At 56.5% G+C, this 17,409-nt stretch carries 13 protein-coding genes; 10 read left to right on the top strand and 3 right to left on the bottom strand.

Annotated features, from left to right (window positions below; genetic code table 11):
* The first annotated feature begins 33 nt into the window (after positions 1–33).
* The 4 genes from syd to ACUW6V_RS08580 all read left to right on the top strand — a co-directional run bounded on the left by syd (position 34) and on the right by ACUW6V_RS08580 (position 2,797).
* On the top strand, positions 34–579 hold the full coding sequence (gene syd / locus ACUW6V_RS08595) for a SecY-interacting protein (RefSeq protein WP_032987855.1): 546 nt from the start codon (positions 34–36) through the stop codon (positions 577–579).
* A 641-nt stretch (positions 580–1,220) separates the two neighbouring features.
* On the top strand, positions 1,221–1,550 hold the full coding sequence (locus tag ACUW6V_RS08590) for a YqcC family protein (RefSeq protein WP_004388159.1): 330 nt from the start codon (positions 1,221–1,223) through the stop codon (positions 1,548–1,550).
* Entirely contained in the window at positions 1,547–2,344 is a 798-nt protein-coding gene (gene truC, locus ACUW6V_RS08585; RefSeq protein ID WP_454038247.1) for a tRNA pseudouridine(65) synthase TruC, read from the top strand. Before ACUW6V_RS08590 ends, truC begins: the two co-directional genes overlap by 4 nt.
* Positions 2,345–2,347: 3 nt before the next feature.
* Positions 2,348–2,797 (top strand): flavodoxin, encoded by a 450-nt coding sequence (locus ACUW6V_RS08580; protein ID WP_454038246.1) that lies wholly within the window; start codon positions 2,348–2,350, stop codon positions 2,795–2,797.
* 34 nt (positions 2,798–2,831) lie between these two features.
* On the opposite strand, the gene barA is transcribed toward ACUW6V_RS08580, so the two are convergent.
* The gene (barA, locus tag ACUW6V_RS08575) at positions 2,832–5,591 is read right to left on the bottom strand and encodes a two-component sensor histidine kinase BarA (RefSeq protein ID WP_007851839.1); all 2,760 of its coding nucleotides are present in this window, start codon (positions 5,589–5,591) and stop codon (positions 2,832–2,834) included.
* Positions 5,592–5,648: 57 nt separating this feature from the next.
* On the opposite strand from barA, the gene rlmD reads away from it, so the two are divergent.
* From rlmD to eno, 5 genes are all read left to right on the top strand, one after another.
* Positions 5,649–6,947, top strand: a complete 1,299-nt coding sequence (rlmD, locus tag ACUW6V_RS08570) for a 23S rRNA (uracil(1939)-C(5))-methyltransferase RlmD (RefSeq protein WP_454038245.1) — start codon at positions 5,649–5,651, stop codon at positions 6,945–6,947.
* Between the two features lie 51 nt (positions 6,948–6,998).
* Positions 6,999–9,233, top strand: a complete 2,235-nt coding sequence (relA, locus tag ACUW6V_RS08565; RefSeq protein WP_004386865.1) for a GTP diphosphokinase — start codon at positions 6,999–7,001, stop codon at positions 9,231–9,233.
* A 100-nt stretch (positions 9,234–9,333) separates the two neighbouring features.
* Positions 9,334–10,125 (top strand): nucleoside triphosphate pyrophosphohydrolase, encoded by a 792-nt coding sequence (gene mazG / locus ACUW6V_RS08560; RefSeq protein WP_454038244.1) that lies wholly within the window; start codon positions 9,334–9,336, stop codon positions 10,123–10,125.
* A gap of 225 nt (positions 10,126–10,350) precedes the next feature.
* Positions 10,351–11,988: a glutamine hydrolyzing CTP synthase gene (gene pyrG, locus ACUW6V_RS08555; RefSeq protein ID WP_004386866.1), complete on the top strand. Its 1,638-nt coding sequence runs from the start codon at positions 10,351–10,353 to the stop codon at positions 11,986–11,988.
* An 82-nt stretch (positions 11,989–12,070) separates the two neighbouring features.
* Positions 12,071–13,369, top strand: coding sequence for a phosphopyruvate hydratase (gene eno / locus ACUW6V_RS08550; protein ID WP_004386867.1), 1,299 nt, complete (start codon positions 12,071–12,073; stop codon positions 13,367–13,369).
* A 50-nt stretch (positions 13,370–13,419) separates the two neighbouring features.
* On the opposite strand, the gene ACUW6V_RS08545 is transcribed toward eno, so the two are convergent.
* Positions 13,420–14,529, bottom strand: a complete 1,110-nt coding sequence (locus ACUW6V_RS08545) for an SDR family oxidoreductase (RefSeq protein WP_007894504.1) — start codon at positions 14,527–14,529, stop codon at positions 13,420–13,422.
* A gap of 322 nt (positions 14,530–14,851) precedes the next feature.
* Positions 14,852–15,679 (bottom strand): MurR/RpiR family transcriptional regulator, encoded by an 828-nt coding sequence (locus ACUW6V_RS08540; protein ID WP_007870446.1) that lies wholly within the window; start codon positions 15,677–15,679, stop codon positions 14,852–14,854.
* Positions 15,680–15,849: 170 nt separating this feature from the next.
* Between ACUW6V_RS08540 and ACUW6V_RS08535 the strand changes: the two genes are divergently transcribed.
* Positions 15,850–17,403 carry a PTS transporter subunit EIIC gene (locus ACUW6V_RS08535; RefSeq protein ID WP_454038243.1) on the top strand — a complete coding sequence of 518 codons (1,554 nt, stop codon included), beginning with the start codon at positions 15,850–15,852 and terminating at the stop codon, positions 17,401–17,403.
* Positions 17,404–17,409: the final 6 nt, after the last annotated feature.

Raw genomic sequence — 17,409 nt, 5'->3', positions numbered from 1 at the left:
AGTGTATCTTACCTGACCTGAAGAGAGAATCTGGTGCAAAACGAAGTCCAACAGGCGCTGGCGGCATTCAGCGCGCGCTACTGCGAAGCGTGGCGGCAACAGCGGGGCAGCCTGCCCGTCAGTGAAGAATATATCGGTATTTCCTCCCCGTGCATTGTATCCACCCACCCGGACGCGGTAGAGTGGGAACCTCAGCCGTTTACGCCTGAAGATTCGCTCGGCGCGGTTGAGAAGGCGCTCGACATTGTGATTCAGCCGGACGCCCATGCCTTTTACGCAAGCCAGTACGCTGGCGATATGACCGCGCGGTATGATGACGTAGCATTAACGCTGTTACAGGCATGGAGCCAGGACGATTTCCGCCGTGTGCAGGAAAACCTGATAGGCCACCTGGTGACGCAAAAACGCCTGAAGCTGTCGCCGACCATTTTTATTGCTACGCTTGATAGCGAGCTGGATGTGATTTCGCTGTGTAACCTGACCGGTGAAGTCGTCCAGGAGACGCTCGGCACCCGCAAGCGCCGCGTGTTGGCACCGTCGCTCAGCACATTTCTGAGCCAGCTTACCCCCCTCGTGTAATCCTTTTTTGCCTGCACCCGTGTAAGAGATCTCTCACAAACCCTGTGAGAGATCGCCGTCAGAGTAAGGGTTTTCTTACGTCAGCTAAAAATGAATAGTCTTATAATTCAAAGGCCTTTGTGCTCACGCTTCGCTTGCGAATGAAACTTATCTTAAATTGAACCTGTAAGCCGCCTTGTAAGTGCAGGCGGATTGCGAGATTCTATCCCTGCCGACACGGAGTGGCGCTGAAGCGAACATCAGGATGATGGCGCTTCAAAAAGGACACGCCGGAGGGCGATTCAGGGAAGGCTTCAGGATGAAGCGAAAGGACGGCGCAGGAGCGCTGAGGGACACCTCCAGGAAGGAGAATGTGAGCCGGTCAGGATTACCGGTGGGTCAGGAAGACCAGGGACACGCATCAGGATGATGCACCAGTGACATCAGGACGATGTAGGCAGGACGCGTAAACGGACGTAAGGTCGAAAGGCCGCAGGAAAAGTTGTCACGGACGAGCAGGGAGCACCGAAAAGTAGCCGGACTGCTGCGAAACGAACCGGGAGCACTGTGTTATCACAGTGCTCCCTTTTTTTATGCTTTTTTTTCTGCCGCCGGGAAATGGTATGCTGCGCGCCCGGTTTTTTTGATTCACAGAGGTTGTTATGGAACGCCATCAACGGGTTCGCCAGCAGTTGCAGCGCGTCGAGCAGGTGTTGCGTCATCATCAGCAGTGGCAAAGCGCCGCGCCGCATTCCTCCGCGTTTGAAAGCACGCAGCCTTTTTGCATGGACACGCTTGAGCCTTACGAATGGCTGCAATGGGTGTTGATCCCACGCCTGCACGCGTTGCTGGACGCTGGCGCGCCGCTGCCGCAGGCGTTTGCCGTTGCCCCTTATTATGAAGTTGCGCTTGAAGCGAGCCATCCGGCGCGCGACGCTGTACTGGTGACGCTGGTTGAGCTGGACGCGCTGTTCGCCGGTGACGACGCGTGAGCCTCGAAATCCTTTATCAGGATGAATGGCTGGTGGCGGTCAATAAGCCGTCCGGCTGGCTGGTCCACCGCAGCTGGCTCGATCGCGATGAAAAGGTCGTCGTCATGCAGACGGTTCGCGATCAGATAGGCCAGCACGTTTTTACCGCTCACCGTCTCGACAGGCCCACATCCGGCGTGTTGTTGATGGGCCTTTCCAGCGAGGCGGGAAGGCGGTTAGCGCAGGAGTTTGAACAGCATCAGATCCAGAAACGCTACCACGCTATCGTGCGCGGCTGGCTCACCGACAGCGCCGTGCTGGATTATCCGCTGGTGGAAGAGCTTGATAAAATCGCCGATAAATTCTCACGGCAGGATAAAGAACCGCAGCCAGCCGTAACGCACTATCGCGGCCTTGCGACCACCTCGCAGCCGGTCGCCGTCGGGCGTTATGATTCAGTGCGCTACAGCCTGGTGGAGATGCTGCCGCAGACCGGCCGTAAACATCAGCTGCGCCGCCATATGGCGCATCTGCGCCACCCGATTATCGGTGACTCAAAGCATGGCGATTTGCGCCAGAACCGCGCGGCGGCCGAGCATTTCGGCTGTAACCGCTTGATGCTTCACGCCAGCGAGCTGACGCTGACGCACCCGTTTACCGGCGCGCCGCTCACCATCCGCGCAGGTCTGGATGATGTCTGGCGTCTGGCGCTGGCGCTTTTTGGCTGGCAGACGCATCTCCCCGCTGCCGATGGGGTTGAGTTTCCCGCTGTGAACCCTCACGATGAAGACAGTCTGAATCCAGAAGGAGAGTAAGCGATGGCAAGCGTAGGGATTTTTGTCGGCACGATGTACGGGAATTCACTGCTGGTGGCAGAAGAAGCACAGGCGATCCTCAAAAAGCAGGGTCATGACGCGACGGTATATGAAGATCCTGATATCACCGACTGGGAGCGTTATAGCGATGGGTACGCGCTCATTGTCACTTCCACGACCGGTCAGGGCGATCTGCCGGACAGCATCGTGCCGCTCTATCAGGCTATCAAAGATCAGCACGGTCATCAGCCGACGCGGCGTTACGGCCTGATTGCGCTCGGCGACAGCAGTTACAGCCATTTTTGCGGCGGCGGCAAGAAATTTGACGCGCTGTTGCAGGAGCATGCGGCGCAGCGCGTCGGCGAGGTGTTATACATTGACGCCGCGGAATATCCGGAGCCGGAAACGCTCTCCAGCCCCTGGGTCGAGCAGTGGAGCGCGCTGCTTAAGTAAACCACGCGGTCGGCGCTTTGTGCGCCGACGCGGTTTATATCCCGGAGATCCGCTGCGCTTCACGCGCCACGTTATCCATTTCATCGAGTAATTCCAGCAACTCCGGCTCCAGGTCGCTTGCGGGAACGCCGCTGCGCAACTGCTGTTCAATCAACTGACAGAGGTTTTTCAGACGCGGCACGCCGCTGTAGCCGCAGCTCCCGTGCAGTTTATGGATAAGATCGGTCAGCCCTTCCGGGTTTTCACCGACCAGCTGTTCTTCCACGCGGTTGCGAACTTCCGGTAAAAACGCCAGCAGCATGTGCAGCATATCGCGCGCCAGATCGGGTTTATTGGCGGCCTGTCGCAGGGCCAGACTCCAGTCGAGCGTGGCGTCAGCCTTCACCGCGGGGGGCGCTATCGCGGGTACACTTGCCACAACCGGCACGGCGTAGCCGGGCTGATAACGCAGCAGCATGGCGCGTAGTTTCTCTTCTTCAATGGGCTTCGCCAGATAATCGTTCATCCCGGCGCTGAGCAGCTTTTCCTTCTGCCCCGACATGGCATGCGCCGTGACCGCGATAATCGGCGTATGCTGCTGTTGCGGCAGTTTACGGATAAGCTCGCAGGCGTGAATGCCGTCCATATCCGGCATCTGGATATCCATCAGAATAATGTCGAACGGCTGCAGCATGGCGCGCTCCACCGCCTGATGCCCGCTTTCGCACAGCACCACATGCTGAACCATATCTTCAAGCAGCGCGCCGATAAGCTTCAGGTTGGCCGGGTTATCGTCCACGGCCATCACCGTCATCGGCATCCGGCTTTGATCGCCTTCCGGCAGCTCACGGGCGTGAATGAGCCGGCAGTGCTCCAGCAACAGCGGCATTAATCGCGTGGCGGTCACTGGTTTCAGCAGGCAGGCGCTGGCCCCCTCTTTTTTCAGCATTTCGGCGTTTATCTGCGCGTGGCACGGCAGGGCGAGGATCAGGCAATCGGTGAACGTCGCCGCGCGGGCCAGCTGATCGTGGCGCATCGACAGCGGCTCGCGATCCGTGACGGGCGCGGCGTACAGCAAAATGTCGTAATGTGCCTGCGGCAGTGACGCCAGATCGGGGCTGTAGACGACCGTGAGCGGCGTATTGGCCAGCAGATCGCGCGTGCTTTTCGCTGCGGCTTCGTTTTTCTCAACATACGCCAGACGCATTCCCGCCAGCATATCGGTGGCGTGGCGGTCCACCAGCGCGTTCGGGTTGAGATCAAGGCTGATATGGAACCAGAACGTCGAGCCGCGATGCGGTTGGCTGTGGAAGGAGATATCGCCGCCCATTTCGTTCACCAGCTTCTGGGTTATCACCAGCCCAAGCCCGGTACCGCCGTGGCGGCGTGAAATGCTGGCGTCAGCCTGGCGAAACGCCTGGAACAGACGCGACTGATCGCGCTCCGGAATGCCGATGCCGGTATCGCGGATTTGCACCTCGATCTGCACCTTGTTGTTACTGATGGCGCGCTTCTCAACCACGATGTCAATATTGCCGTGGTCGGTAAATTTAATCGCGTTGCCCACCAGATTCGTAATCACCTGCTGGAGACGCAGCGGGTCGCCAATGACATTGTCCGGTACGTCGTGGCGCACGCTGATGGTCAGTTCCAGCCCTTTATCATGCGCGGAGTGCGCGAGCAGCGTGACCACTTCATCCAGCGTACTGCGCAGCGGGAACGGAATGCTCTCCAGCAGCAGTTTCCCTGCCTCAAGCTTCGAGAAATCCAGCACGTCATTGATAATGCTGAGCAGGTTATTCGCCGAGCGCTCGATGGTATTAAGATGATCGCGTTGGGTGGGCGTGAGGTCAGTTTTCAGCGTCAGGCGGGTAAAGCCAATCACGCCGTTCAGCGGCGTGCGCAGCTCGTGAGACATATTGGCAAGGAATTCAGACTTGATGCGCGCCGCTTCCTGGGCGCGTTTTTTCGCCAGATCCAGCTCGACGTTCTGAATTTCCATCTGCTCCAGCGTTTCACGAAGATCAGACGTTGCCTGGTCGATATTGTGCTGCATCTCTTCATGATAAGCGGCAAGCGACATCGCCATCGAGTTGATGCCGTTTTTCAGCATATCCAGCTCGCCCAGCATAAAGCCTTCCACGCGGCTGTCGAGCTGGCCGCGGCGAATGCGGTCGACGGTATTAACCATATTGCGGATAGGCGCGGTGACGTCGCGCATCAGACGCCAGGCGAACAGCACCGCGCAGGCCATGCAAATCAGCATCATCAGCAGCGAAATCGCAATCTCCTGGTACTGCTGCAGCCGTACTGATTTCAAATCAAGCTCCAGCGCGACATAGCCCAGCGGATTAGTGCTGAGCTTGGCCTCAGAGATTTCAGACTCATCAGGTGAATAGCGCTCGGAAACCACGGGCGTGCGCAAAATCAGCATGTCGTCGCGGCGCGTCACGCTAAGCCCGGTCGGCATGGATGCGCCGTCAGGAAGCTGCAGTTCTGAAGGGTCAAGCTGATAATTGGAGGTGACAAACAGCTTATTGTGCCGATCGTAAACCGAAATGGCGCGTACAATTTCTGAATGCCGACGATGCAGTACGCTGACCAGCTGGCGCACCGACTCCTTATTTTGCAGGCTCATGCCATATTCGCTGGCGACCGCCAGCGGCTCGATAATACTGGCACCGGCGTCTTCCAGCTGACGCTGCAAATCATGATAGCGGTGCACAACGAAGAAAACGCTGAGCAGCAGGCCGATGATAAAGGTGGGCGCCAGGATAAGAATCATCATCCGCGCCCGCAGGCTGTAGTTGGTCATGGGGTTCCGTTATGGGACAATCAGCGACATTCAGTTTATGTGAGAAATTTCCTGGCGATGGCGCAATTCTACTCTGCAAAGCGACGCGTGACGACGCGTGAAATCATAACCGTGACGGCCGACGGCCTCGATGCCTTCGGGCAGGGCGTGGCGCGACATCACGGTAAGGCGTTGTTCATCGCCGGTCTACTGCCAGGCGAGCGCGCGGAAGTGGTGATCAGCGAAGACAAAAAACAGTTCGCATGCGGCGATGTTAAAAAGCGGCTTTCAGAAAGCCCCGAGCGCGAGACGCCGCGGTGTCCGCATTTTGGCGTATGCGGCGGCTGCCAGCAACAGCACGCCAGCGTGGCGCTACAGCAGCGCAGCAAGGCGCAGGCGCTGAGCCGCATGATGAAGCGCGAGGTCGATGAGGTCATCAGCGGGCCTGCGTGGGGCTATCGCCGCCGGGCGCGTCTGAGCTTGAATTTCACGCCGCGCAAACCAGGCTTACAGATGGGGTTTCGCAAGGCGGGCTCAAACGATCTGGTGGATGTGCATCGCTGCCCTGTGCTTGTGCCCCGTCTTGAGGCGTTGCTGGCGAAACTTCGCGACTGCCTGAGCAGCCTTGATGGCGTTCGTCACCTTGGCCATGTCGAACTGGTGGATGTTACCAGCGGTCCGCTGATGGTATTGCGTCATCTCAAGCCGCTAAGCGCCGCCGATCGCGAAAAACTGGAATGCTTTTCGCATTCCGAAGGCGTGGCGCTGTACCTTGCGCCACAGAGCGATACCCTTGAGCACCTTAATGGCGAGATGCCGTGGTATGAATCCGACGGCCTGCGGCTTACCTTCAGCCCGCGCGATTTTATTCAGGTCAACGATGCTGTAAATCAGCAGATGGTGGCCCGCGCGCTGGAATGGCTGGAGATTCAGCCCGGCGAGCGGGTGCTGGATCTCTTCTGCGGCATGGGTAACTTTACGCTGCCGCTGGCCCGGCGCGCGGAAAGCGTGGTGGGCGTTGAGGGCGTTGCGGCGCTGGTGGAGAAAGGCGACTATAATGCCGGTCTTAACGCGTTGAAAAATGTCACTTTCTTTCAGCATAACCTGGAAGAAGACGTCACCCGCCAGCCGTGGGCGCAGCAAGGGTTCGACAAAGTGCTGCTCGATCCCGCGCGTGCGGGCGCGGCGGGCGTGATGCAACATATTGTGAAATTAAAACCGCGTCGGGTGGTCTATGTCTCCTGTAACCCTGCCACGCTGATGCGTGACAGTGAGACGCTGCTCGCGGCGGGCTATCGCACGGTACGGCTGGCGATGCTGGATATGTTTCCACACACTGGTCATCTGGAATCGATGGCGTTATTTGAAAGAGATTAAGTAGTCAGGCCACCGCGCGGTGCGGGCAGGCTGTCCCGAAAGGAGAGGACGATGGTTGCGGTAAGAAGTGCACATCTTAATAAAGCTGGCGAATTTGACCATGAAAAATGGGTGGCGAGCCTCGGCATCGCCAGTCAGCCATCGTGTGAACGCTTAACCGAAACCTGGCGCTATTGCGAGCAGCAGACTCAGGGCCATCCTCAGGCGGATCTTCTGCTCTGGCGCGGTGTGGAGATGGTCGAAATCCTCACCACGCTCAGTATGGATATCGACACGCTGCGCGCCGCGCTGCTCTTCCCGCTGGTGGATGGCGGCGTGGTTAGCGAAGAGGTGCTCAAAGAGAGCGTGGGTAAATCTGTCGTCGGGTTAATCCACGGCGTGCGCGATATGGCCGCCATTCGTCAGCTTAAAGCCACGCATCACGACTCTGTCTCTTCTGAACAGGTCGATAACGTGCGCCGCATGCTGCTGGCAATGGTCGATGATTTCCGCTGCGTGGTGATAAAACTTGCGGAGCGCATCGCGCACCTGCGCGAAGTGAAAGACGCGCCGGAAGATGAACGCGTACTGGCGGCGAAAGAGTGCACCAACATCTATGCGCCGCTGGCGAACCGTCTTGGCATCGGCCAGCTCAAGTGGGAGCTGGAGGATTTCTGCTTCCGCTATCTGCACCCCGAAGAATACAAGCGCATCGCAAAGCTGCTGCATGAGCGGCGCATCGACCGCGAGCACTATATTGACGAGTTTGTGACGCATCTGCGCACCGCCATGAAAGAAGAGGGCGTTAAGGCAGAGGTTTACGGGCGTCCGAAACATATCTACAGCATCTGGCGCAAGATGCAGAAAAAGCATCTGGCGTTTGATGAACTCTTCGACGTGCGCGCCGTGCGCATTGTCGCGGAACGCCTTCAGGACTGCTACGCCGCGCTCGGGATAGTTCACACGCACTATCGCCATCTGCCGGATGAGTTCGATGATTATGTCGCCAACCCGAAACCCAACGGCTACCAGTCCATTCATACCGTGGTGCTAGGCCCTGGCGGCAAAACCGTGGAAATTCAGATCCGCACCAAACAGATGCACGAAGACGCTGAACTCGGCGTGGCGGCGCACTGGAAGTACAAAGAAGGCGCGGCAAGCGGCGTGCGTAACGGTCACGAAGACCGTATCGCCTGGCTGCGTAAACTCATCGCCTGGCAGGAAGAGATGGCTGATTCCGGCGAGATGCTCGACGAACTGCGAAGCCAGGTGTTTGACGACCGCGTTTACGTGTTTACCCCGAAAGGCGATGTCGTCGATCTGCCCGCAGGCTCCACGCCGCTTGATTTTGCCTATCACATACACAGCGATGTCGGGCACCGGTGCATCGGCGCGAAAATCGGCGGCAGGATCGTGCCGTTTACTTACCAGCTGCAAATGGGCGATCAGATTGAAATCATCACCCAGAAGCAGCCAAACCCAAGCCGCGACTGGCTGAACCCGAACCTCGGCTATGTCGGCACCAGCCGGGCGCGCGCGAAAATTCACGCCTGGTTCCGCAAACAGGATCGCGATAAAAACATCATCGCCGGTCGCCAGATCCTCGACGACGAGCTGGCGCATCTTGGCATCAGCCTGAAAGAGGCCGAAAAACACCTGTTGCCGCGCTACAACTTCAATGAAGTCGATGAGCTGCTGGCGGCGATTGGCGGCGGCGATATTCGCCTTAACCAGATGGTGAATTTCCTCCAGGCGCAGTTCAACAAGCCCAGCGCGGAAGAGCAGGACGCCGCGGCGCTGCGTCAGTTGCAGCAAAAAACCTATACGCCGCAGGGGAGAAACACACGAGATAATGGCCGCGTTGTCGTCGAAGGCGTGGGTAATCTGATGCACCATATCGCCCGCTGCTGCCAGCCGATCCCTGGCGACGATATTGTCGGCTTTATCACCCAGGGGCGCGGGATTTCCATCCACCGCGCCGACTGCGATCAGCTGGCGGAGCTTCAGTCGCATGCGCCGGAGCGTATCGTTGACGCCGTCTGGGGCGAAAGCTATTCAGCAGGCTATTCGCTCATTGTGCGCGTAACGGCGAACGACCGCAGCGGCCTTTTGCGCGATATCACGACGATCCTCGCTAACGAAAAGGTCAATGTGCTTGGCGTCACCAGCCGCAGCGATACCCGTCAGCAGCTGGCGACCATCGATATGGAAATCGAAATCTATAACCTCCAGGTTCTCGGGCGCGTGCTGGGTAAGCTCAACCAGGTGCCTGATGTCATTGATGCGCGCCGCCTGCATGGCGGCTGACGCGCGGCGGCGCAGTCGGTAACGGCGTCGCCGCCTTTTATTTTTCCTCCAGCGTGAGGCGTGTGGCGATATCGCCATGCCTGTTTTATAAGGATTTTCCATGACTCAAATCGACCGCCTGCTCGGCATTATGAAGCGTCTGCGCGACCCGCAAACCGGCTGCCTGTGGGATAAAGAGCAAACCTTCGCGACCATCGCTCCATATACCCTTGAAGAAACCTACGAAGTGCTTGATGCCATTGCGCGTGAGGATTTCGACGACCTGCGCGGCGAACTGGGTGACCTGCTGTTCCAGGTGGTGTTTTACGCCCAGATGGCGCAGGAAGAGGGGCGTTTTAATTTCGACGACATTTGCGCCGCCATCAGCGATAAGCTTGAGCGCCGCCATCCGCATATCTTTGGCGACGCGGATTTCGGCAACAGCGCCGAGGTGCTGGCCAACTGGGAGAAAACCAAGAGCGCCGAGCGCGCTGAAAAAGCGCAGCACTCGGCGCTGGACGATATTCCGGAAAGCCTGCCTGCGCTAATGCGCGCGCAGAAAATCCAGAAGCGCTGTTCAGCGGTTGGCTTTGACTGGACGTCGCTTGGGCCGGTGGTCGACAAAGTGCATGAAGAGATAGACGAAGTGATGCACGAAGCGCAGCAGGCGGTTATCGACGAGGCGAAACTTGAAGAAGAGATCGGCGATTTGCTGTTCGCGACCGTCAATCTTTCCCGCCATCTGGGGGCGAAAGCGGAGACTGCGCTGCAAAAAGCGAACCGCAAGTTTGAGCGTCGGTTCCGTCAGGTCGAGGCGATTATTCGCGCACAGGGCGTGGAAATGGAGCAGGCGAGCCTGGAACAAATGGAAGCGGCCTGGCAACATGTTAAACGCCAGGAAATTGATAGTTAACGTTTTTTCGCATCAAGCGCCTGTTGTTAACACTTATTTCCAACAAGCGCTTGATTTGCGTCAAAAACATTTCTGAGAAAAGGGCTATTTTCTTCCGGCTTGGGTCTGGCGAGGCCGGCGGGTATTCGTGCAGAATGAAAGTTTGTGAGCCCCGTCCTGTTCGGGTATACTACTTTCCCGTCCTGGTTATTCCATCGTCTTTAAACCTAACTTCTCAGGTTCAGCATGACAACGAACTATATTTTTGTGACCGGCGGGGTCGTTTCCTCTCTGGGTAAAGGCATTGCCGCAGCCTCCCTCGCAGCCATTCTTGAAGCCCGTGGCCTTAACGTGACCATCATGAAACTGGATCCGTATATCAACGTCGATCCTGGCACCATGAGTCCAATCCAGCACGGGGAAGTGTTCGTTACTGAAGACGGCGCTGAAACCGATCTGGACCTGGGGCACTACGAGCGTTTTATCCGCACCCGCATGACGCGCCGCAACAACTTCACGACAGGCCGTATCTATTCTGAAGTTCTGCGCAAAGAGCGCCGTGGCGACTATCTGGGCGCGACCGTTCAGGTTATTCCGCACATCACCAACGCTATCAAAGAACGCATTCTGGCGGGTGGCGAAGGCCATGACGTGGTACTGGTCGAAATCGGCGGCACCGTAGGTGATATCGAATCCCTGCCGTTCCTTGAAGCCATTCGTCAGATGGCGGTTGAAGTGGGTCGCGAACACACGATGTTCATGCACCTGACGCTGGTGCCATACATGGCGGCGGCAGGTGAGGTGAAAACCAAACCGACCCAGCACTCCGTTAAAGAACTGCTGTCTATCGGTATTCAGCCGGATGTGCTGATTTGCCGTTCCGATCGCGCGGTTCCGGCTAACGAACGCGCCAAAATCGCTTTGTTCTGTAACGTTCCGGAAAAAGCGGTCATTTCTCTGAAAGACGTCGATTCCATTTATAAAATTCCGGGCCTGTTGAAATCGCAGGGGCTGGACGATTATATTTGTAAACGATTCAGCCTGAACTGCCCGGAAGCTAACCTGTCTGAATGGGAACAGGTTATTTATGAAGAGGCGAATCCGGCGGGCGAAGTCACTATCGGTATGGTCGGCAAATACATTGAACTGCCGGACGCCTATAAATCGGTTATCGAGGCGCTGAAACACGGTGGCCTGAAGAACCGCGTGACCGTCAATATCAAGCTTATCGATTCGCAGGACGTAGAAACCCGCGGCGAAGAACTGCTGAAAGGTCTGGATGCGATCCTTATCCCTGGCGGCTTCGGTTATCGCGGCGTGGAAGGCAAAATCGCCACCGCGCGCTACGCCCGTGAAAACAACATTCCTTACCTCGGCATCTGCCTCGGTATGCAGGTTGCGATGATTGAATATGCACGCAATGTTGCGGGCATGGAGAACGCCAACTCCACGGAATTTGTGCCAGACTGTAAATACCCTGTCGTGGCGCTCATCACCGAGTGGCGTGATGAAAACGGTAATGTCGAGACGCGTAGTGAGAAGAGCGATCTCGGCGGGACGATGCGTCTGGGCGCGCAGCAGTGCCAGTTGTCCGATGACAGCCTGGTGCGCAAGCTGTACGGCGAGCCAGTGATTACAGAACGTCACCGTCACCGTTATGAAGTCAACAACATGTTGTTGAAACCGATTGAAGCAGCTGGCCTGCGCGTTGCGGGCCGTTCCGGAGATGATCAGTTGGTCGAGATCATCGAAGTGCCGAATCATCCGTGGTTTGTCGCTTGTCAGTTCCACCCGGAATTTACTTCCACACCGCGCGACGGGCATCCGCTGTTTGCAGGCTTCGTAAAAGCTGCCAGCGAGTACCAGAAACGCCAGGCGAAGTAAGCAGAGTTAAAACGGCAACGCGCGACGATTTCGCGCGTTGTTTGTCTGGAGTTTTAGTTTAACTTGTACTGAGGAAAATCTAATGTCCAAAATCGTTAAAGTCATCGGTCGTGAAATCATCGACTCCCGTGGTAACCCGACTGTTGAAGCCGAAGTTCACCTGGAAGGCGGTTTCGTAGGTATGGCTGCTGCCCCGTCAGGTGCTTCCACTGGTTCCCGCGAAGCGCTGGAACTGCGCGATGGCGACAAATCCCGTTTCCTGGGCAAAGGCGTAACCAAAGCGGTTGGCGCGGTTAACGGCCCGATCGCTCAGGCTATCGTTGGCAAAGATGCTAAAGATCAGGCTGGTATCGACAAGATCATGATCGATCTGGACGGTACTGAAAACAAATCTAACTTCGGTGCAAACGCCATTCTGGCCGTTTCTCTGGCTAACGCTAAAGCTGCTGCTGCTTCCAAAGGCATGCCGCTGTACGAGCACATCGCTGAACTGAACGGCACTCCGGGCAAATTCTCTATGCCGGTTCCGATGATGAACATCATCAACGGCGGCGAGCACGCTGACAACAACGTTGATATCCAGGAATTCATGATCCAGCCGGTTGGCGCTTCCAGCGTTAAAGAAGCCATCCGCATGGGTTCTGAAGTTTTCCATCACCTGGCGAAAGTGCTGAAAGGCAAAGGCATGAACACCGCAGTGGGTGACGAAGGCGGCTACGCGCCGAACCTGGGTTCTAACGCCGAAGCTCTGGCTGTTATCGCTGAAGCGGTAAAAGCAGCGGGTTACGAACTGGGCAAAGACATCACCCTGGCGATGGACTGCGCAGCGTCTGAATTCTACAAAGACGGTAAATACGTTCTGGCGGGCGAAGGCAACAAAGCGTTCACCTCTGAAGAGTTCACCCACTTCCTGGAAGACCTGACCAAACAGTACCCGATCGTTTCCATCGAAGACGGTCTGGACGAGTCTGACTGGGATGGTTTTGCATACCAGACCAAAGTGCTGGGCGACAAAATCCAGCTGGTGGGCGACGACCTGTTCGTTACCAACACCAAAATCCTGAAAGAAGGCATCGAGAAAGGCATCGCTAACTCCATCCTGATCAAATTCAACCAGATCGGTTCTCTGACCGAAACTCTGGCTGCGATCAAAATGGCGAAAGACGCTGGCTACACCGCTGTCATCTCTCACCGTTCTGGCGAAACCGAAGACGCAACCATCGCTGACCTGGCGGTAGGTACTGCGGCAGGCCAGATCAAAACCGGTTCCATGAGCCGTTCTGACCGCGTTGCTAAATACAACCAGCTGATTCGTATCGAAGAAGCGCTGGGCGAAAAAGCACCGTACAACGGCCGTAAAGAGATCAAAGGCCAGGCATAATCGCCCGACCTTTCTCTGTGAAAATGCCAGTCGATTGACTGGCATTTTTTTTACTTAAAATCGACTTCCATCTGCTGCGGAATGGTCAACCCGTTCGTGGTCTGCACACAGCGCGCAATATAGTCGGTAAAGCGCGGCGGTTTCGGCATACCGAGCTTCAGCAGTTTATCATTAGAGAAACGCACGTTCAGCGTGGCGAACGCGCCATATAAACGCATCGCTTTCAGCATCAGACGCTCATTACACGGCCCGAAAATTGTTTTCAGCTCACGGCGCATTTTCACTAACGTTTCATAACTCACCTGCGCATAGTTATCCGCGATAGGCGCTTTTTCCTGGGCCTTCGCCATGGCGATATCAATGTCAGCGAAACGCACGCTGTTCTCTTCGCCGGCAGAAATATGCACCACTTCGCCTTGCGCAATATCTTTATCAAGCAACAGCAGCAACGCCGCGGCGCAATAATCTACCGGGATCACATCCACGCGGTCTTCCAGCGAGCACATAAATTTCTGAAGCATCAGCCCCATGCTGAAAACCCAGAAAATACTGGTGGAAGGCTGGCAGCCGTGATGGGTATGGCCAACCACGATAGAAGGGCGGGCGATCACCAGCGGCAGTTGCGGACAGTGCTGGCGCATCAGCTGTTCAATCGTCGATTTCGAATGCGTATAGGTCACCAGGTGCTCGGCGTTTTCACGAAACTCGGTGCTTTCAGGCACCAGTGAATGCGGCTCAGGCGTACAGGACATCGCCGTGCCCACATGCAGAAAGCGCTGCAAACCTGCCACCTCAGCCATACGGCGGGCGAACGCCAGGGTTCCTTCAACATTCACCTTCCAGATTAGCGGATTGTTGCCAAACGACGCCACGGCCGCGCAGTTAATGACATGCGTGACGCTATCAAGGCGGGTATCGTGCAGGAAACTCTCCGGCTCGCCTAAATCACCGCATAAAACTTGCGTGGTGTTCAGCATCGCAAGCTGTGCCTCGCTGAGGTTGAACTTACGCATATTGCTGAGCACGCGCGCCAGTCCGGCTTCGCTGTTCTGCGCACGCACCAGCAGCAATAAATTGATCTTTTCGGTGCGCTGAAGAATTTTTTCTAATACTGCACCGCCCAGAAAACCCGTTACGCCCGTTATTAATAAAGTCTTCATTTCTGTTATTCCACCTGGGTTAATTGGGCGGATTGTAGGAGCAGAAAAGTAAACGGCGTTTAAATAACAATGAGGCGGAAAAAGAGGAAAATTAAGGTTATTTTAAGGAAAGTCGCGTGAGGCATTTTTCTATGACATCGTAATGCTAGAAAAAATCCTTTCACTATAATAAAAATATTTATCTTATTGAATTTATGGGATTTTATTAGGCTAATAGAAAATACTATTTAACCGAAAAATCCCACGAAAATTACGTCTGGTTACATTGTTGTAGATTTAAAAAAGCCGTTGCAGATTATTCGCACCTTGCAACGGCTTTTTATTACAGCAATAACGGCAACGTGGCGCTGGCGGTTTGTTGGCTGATTTCACGGTAACGGCTGTCAGACGCGATCAGCGACGCTGTTAATAATTCCACCAGCAGCATCGCACCCACTTTCGCGTTCAGCGCACCCGCATTCAGCGGGCCTTCCGGTTTGGCCGCGACAAGCAGCATATTGCTTAGTGATGCCAGCGGGCTGCGCGGCGTATTACTGAGCGTAAGCACCGGCGCGCCCGCCTTACGCGCGAGCGTCACGGCATGCAGCAGGTCGCGCGTGGAGCCTGAGCTGGAAATGGCGACCACCAGATCGGTTTCGCCAAGCGTAGTTGCGTTCATCGATGCGCGGTGCATATCGCTAAACAGATGCGCCGCTTTGCCAAGGCGCAGCAGCTTGTAATGCAAATATTCGCCAATAATGGCGCTCGCCGCGACGCCGTAAATCTGCACCGACCGCGCCTGATGCAGCGCCTGCGCGGCCTGTTCCAGCACGGCGCGATCCAGCAGTTGCGCGGTATCACGCAGCGCCTGCACCGATTCCTCCACCAGCGCGTCCAGCGCATCGCCGCTCTGCGCGCGCGGTGCCTGCCCGCGCTGAACATCCAGCGCCAGCGCCATTTTAAATTCGGTATAGCCTTTGCACCCGAGCGCGCGGCAGAGCCGCGTCACGCTGGCTTCACTGGTGTCACTCTCGCGGGCGAGTTCGGTGATAGTGAGATAAAGCACGCGCGCCGGGTCGCTCAGCACATAGTCCCCGAGTTTGCGCTGTGTGGGGCTAAACCCTGACAGCGCCTGGCGCAGCTTAAGCAGTAAATTTTCATGGTCAGACATAACAGGATCCTGAAGCACCGACGACTGCCGATGAGTGTGCGGGAAAGCCCGCCAACAATGCCAGCCATTTTAAAAAAGTATGATCGGCTTCGCTATTATTGGTGATAATTTTCACAATATATTTTTATTGTGATAAATATTTTCATCAAAATTACGGCGGGGGATTCACCATGGCATTTTTCAGCGGAACATCGTCAGGGCGCTGGTTTGAAAAGGCGCAGCGTTTTGGTAAATCGTTTATGTTGCCGATTGCCGTGTTACCGGCGGCGGGCCTGTTGCTTGGCGTGGGTGGCGCGCTCTCCAATCCCAACACGCTCACGGCGTATCCTTTTCTCGATGTCGGCTGGCTGCAGGCGATTTTCACGATCATGAGCAGCGCCGGGGCGATCGTCTTTGCGAATCTTTCGGTGCTGTTTGCCGTTGGCGTGGCGGTGGGGCTCGCGCGTACCGATAAAGGCACGGCCGGTCTTGCCGCGTTACTGGCGTTTCTGGTGATGAACGCCACCATCAATGCGCTGCTGACTTTGACCGGCCAGCTCGCGCAGAGCATTCCTGGCGCGGTCGGCCAGGGAATGGTGCTCGGCATTCAGACGCTGGAAACCGGCGTTTTCGGCGGCGTGGTGATTGGCCTTGTGACCTGCGCGCTGCATCAGCGGTTTAATAAAATCGCGCTGCCGCAGTTTCTGGGCTTTTTTGGCGGCTCGCGGTTTGTGCCCATCATCAGCGCGCTGGCGGCGATTGTGGTCGGCGCGGCGATGACCGTCATCTGGCCGCATTTTCAGAAGCTGATTTTCGGGCTTGGCGGGCTGGTTGAGGCGACTGGTTATGTCGGCACGCTGCTGTATGGTTTTATCCTGCGTATGCTTGGCCCGTTCGGCCTGCATCATATCTTCTATCTGCCTTTCTGGACGACGGCGCTCGGCGGCAGCGAAATTGTCAACGGCCAGTTGGTGGAAGGCACGCAGCGTATTTTCTTCGCGCAGCTCGCAGACCCGACCACGCAGCAGTTTTATATCGGCACATCGCGGTTTATGTCCGGGCGCTTCATTACCATGATGTTTGGCCTGATCGGCGCGTGCCTTGCGATGTACCACACCGCGAAGCCAGAGAATAAAAAGCGCGTCGCCGGTCTGCTGCTTTCTGCGGCGCTGACCTCATTCCTCACCGGCATCACCGAGCCGATTGAGTTCTCCTTCCTGTTTGTCGCGCCCGTGCTTTATGTCATCCACGCCTTCTTCGACGGGCTGGCTTTTATGCTGGCGCACATTCTGCACATCACTATCGGCCAGACATTCTCAGGCGGTTTTATCGATTTCATTCTCTTTGGGGTGTTGCAGGGCGAAGCAAAAACGCACTGGCTGATGGTGCCGCTGGTCGGCGTGCCGTGGTTTTTCCTCTATTACTTCACGTTCCGCTTCCTCATCACACGTTTCGATTTCGCCACACCCGGCCGGGAGAAAGAAACTCAGGACAGCGTGGCGATGAAAGACAGCGAGCGGGCGCAGGCCGTCGTGGCCGGGCTCGGCGGGCGGGAGAACCTTCAGGAGGTGGACTGCTGCGCCACGCGGTTGCGCGTCACTGTGAGCGACGGAAACAAAGTCGATGAGGCCGCGCTGAAGGCGACCGGCGCGCGCGGCGTGATCCTGCGCGGCAACGGCGTGCAGGTCATCTACGGCCCGCATGTCACGATTATTAAGAATGAAGTCGAAGAGTTATTAAGCTGAGGTCAA

This window comes from Cronobacter sp. 153480017-3 (assembly GCF_053627815.1).
This window is presented reverse-complemented; position numbering and strand designations above follow the sequence as displayed.

Bases quoted from the DNA above. Each gene is read 5' to 3' on its own strand.
- ACUW6V_RS08590 (WP_004388159.1), top strand. From the start codon at position 1,221: ATGGAACGCCATCAACGGGTTCGCCAGCAGTTGCAGCGCGTCGAGCAG.
- ACUW6V_RS08580 (WP_454038246.1), top strand. From the start codon at position 2,348: ATGGCAAGCGTAGGGATTTTTGTCGGCACGATGTACGGGAATTCACTG.
- barA (WP_007851839.1), bottom strand. From the start codon at position 5,591: ATGACCAACTACAGCCTGCGGGCGCGGATGATGATTCTTATCCTGGCG.
- rlmD (WP_454038245.1), top strand. From the start codon at position 5,649: ATGGCGCAATTCTACTCTGCAAAGCGACGCGTGACGACGCGTGAAATC.
- relA (WP_004386865.1), top strand. From the start codon at position 6,999: ATGGTTGCGGTAAGAAGTGCACATCTTAATAAAGCTGGCGAATTTGAC.
- mazG (WP_454038244.1), top strand. From the start codon at position 9,334: ATGACTCAAATCGACCGCCTGCTCGGCATTATGAAGCGTCTGCGCGAC.
- pyrG (WP_004386866.1), top strand. From the start codon at position 10,351: ATGACAACGAACTATATTTTTGTGACCGGCGGGGTCGTTTCCTCTCTG.
- eno (WP_004386867.1), top strand. From the start codon at position 12,071: ATGTCCAAAATCGTTAAAGTCATCGGTCGTGAAATCATCGACTCCCGT.
- ACUW6V_RS08545 (WP_007894504.1), bottom strand. From the start codon at position 14,529: ATGAAGACTTTATTAATAACGGGCGTAACGGGTTTTCTGGGCGGTGCA.
- ACUW6V_RS08540 (WP_007870446.1), bottom strand. From the start codon at position 15,679: ATGTCTGACCATGAAAATTTACTGCTTAAGCTGCGCCAGGCGCTGTCA.
- ACUW6V_RS08535 (WP_454038243.1), top strand. From the start codon at position 15,850: ATGGCATTTTTCAGCGGAACATCGTCAGGGCGCTGGTTTGAAAAGGCG.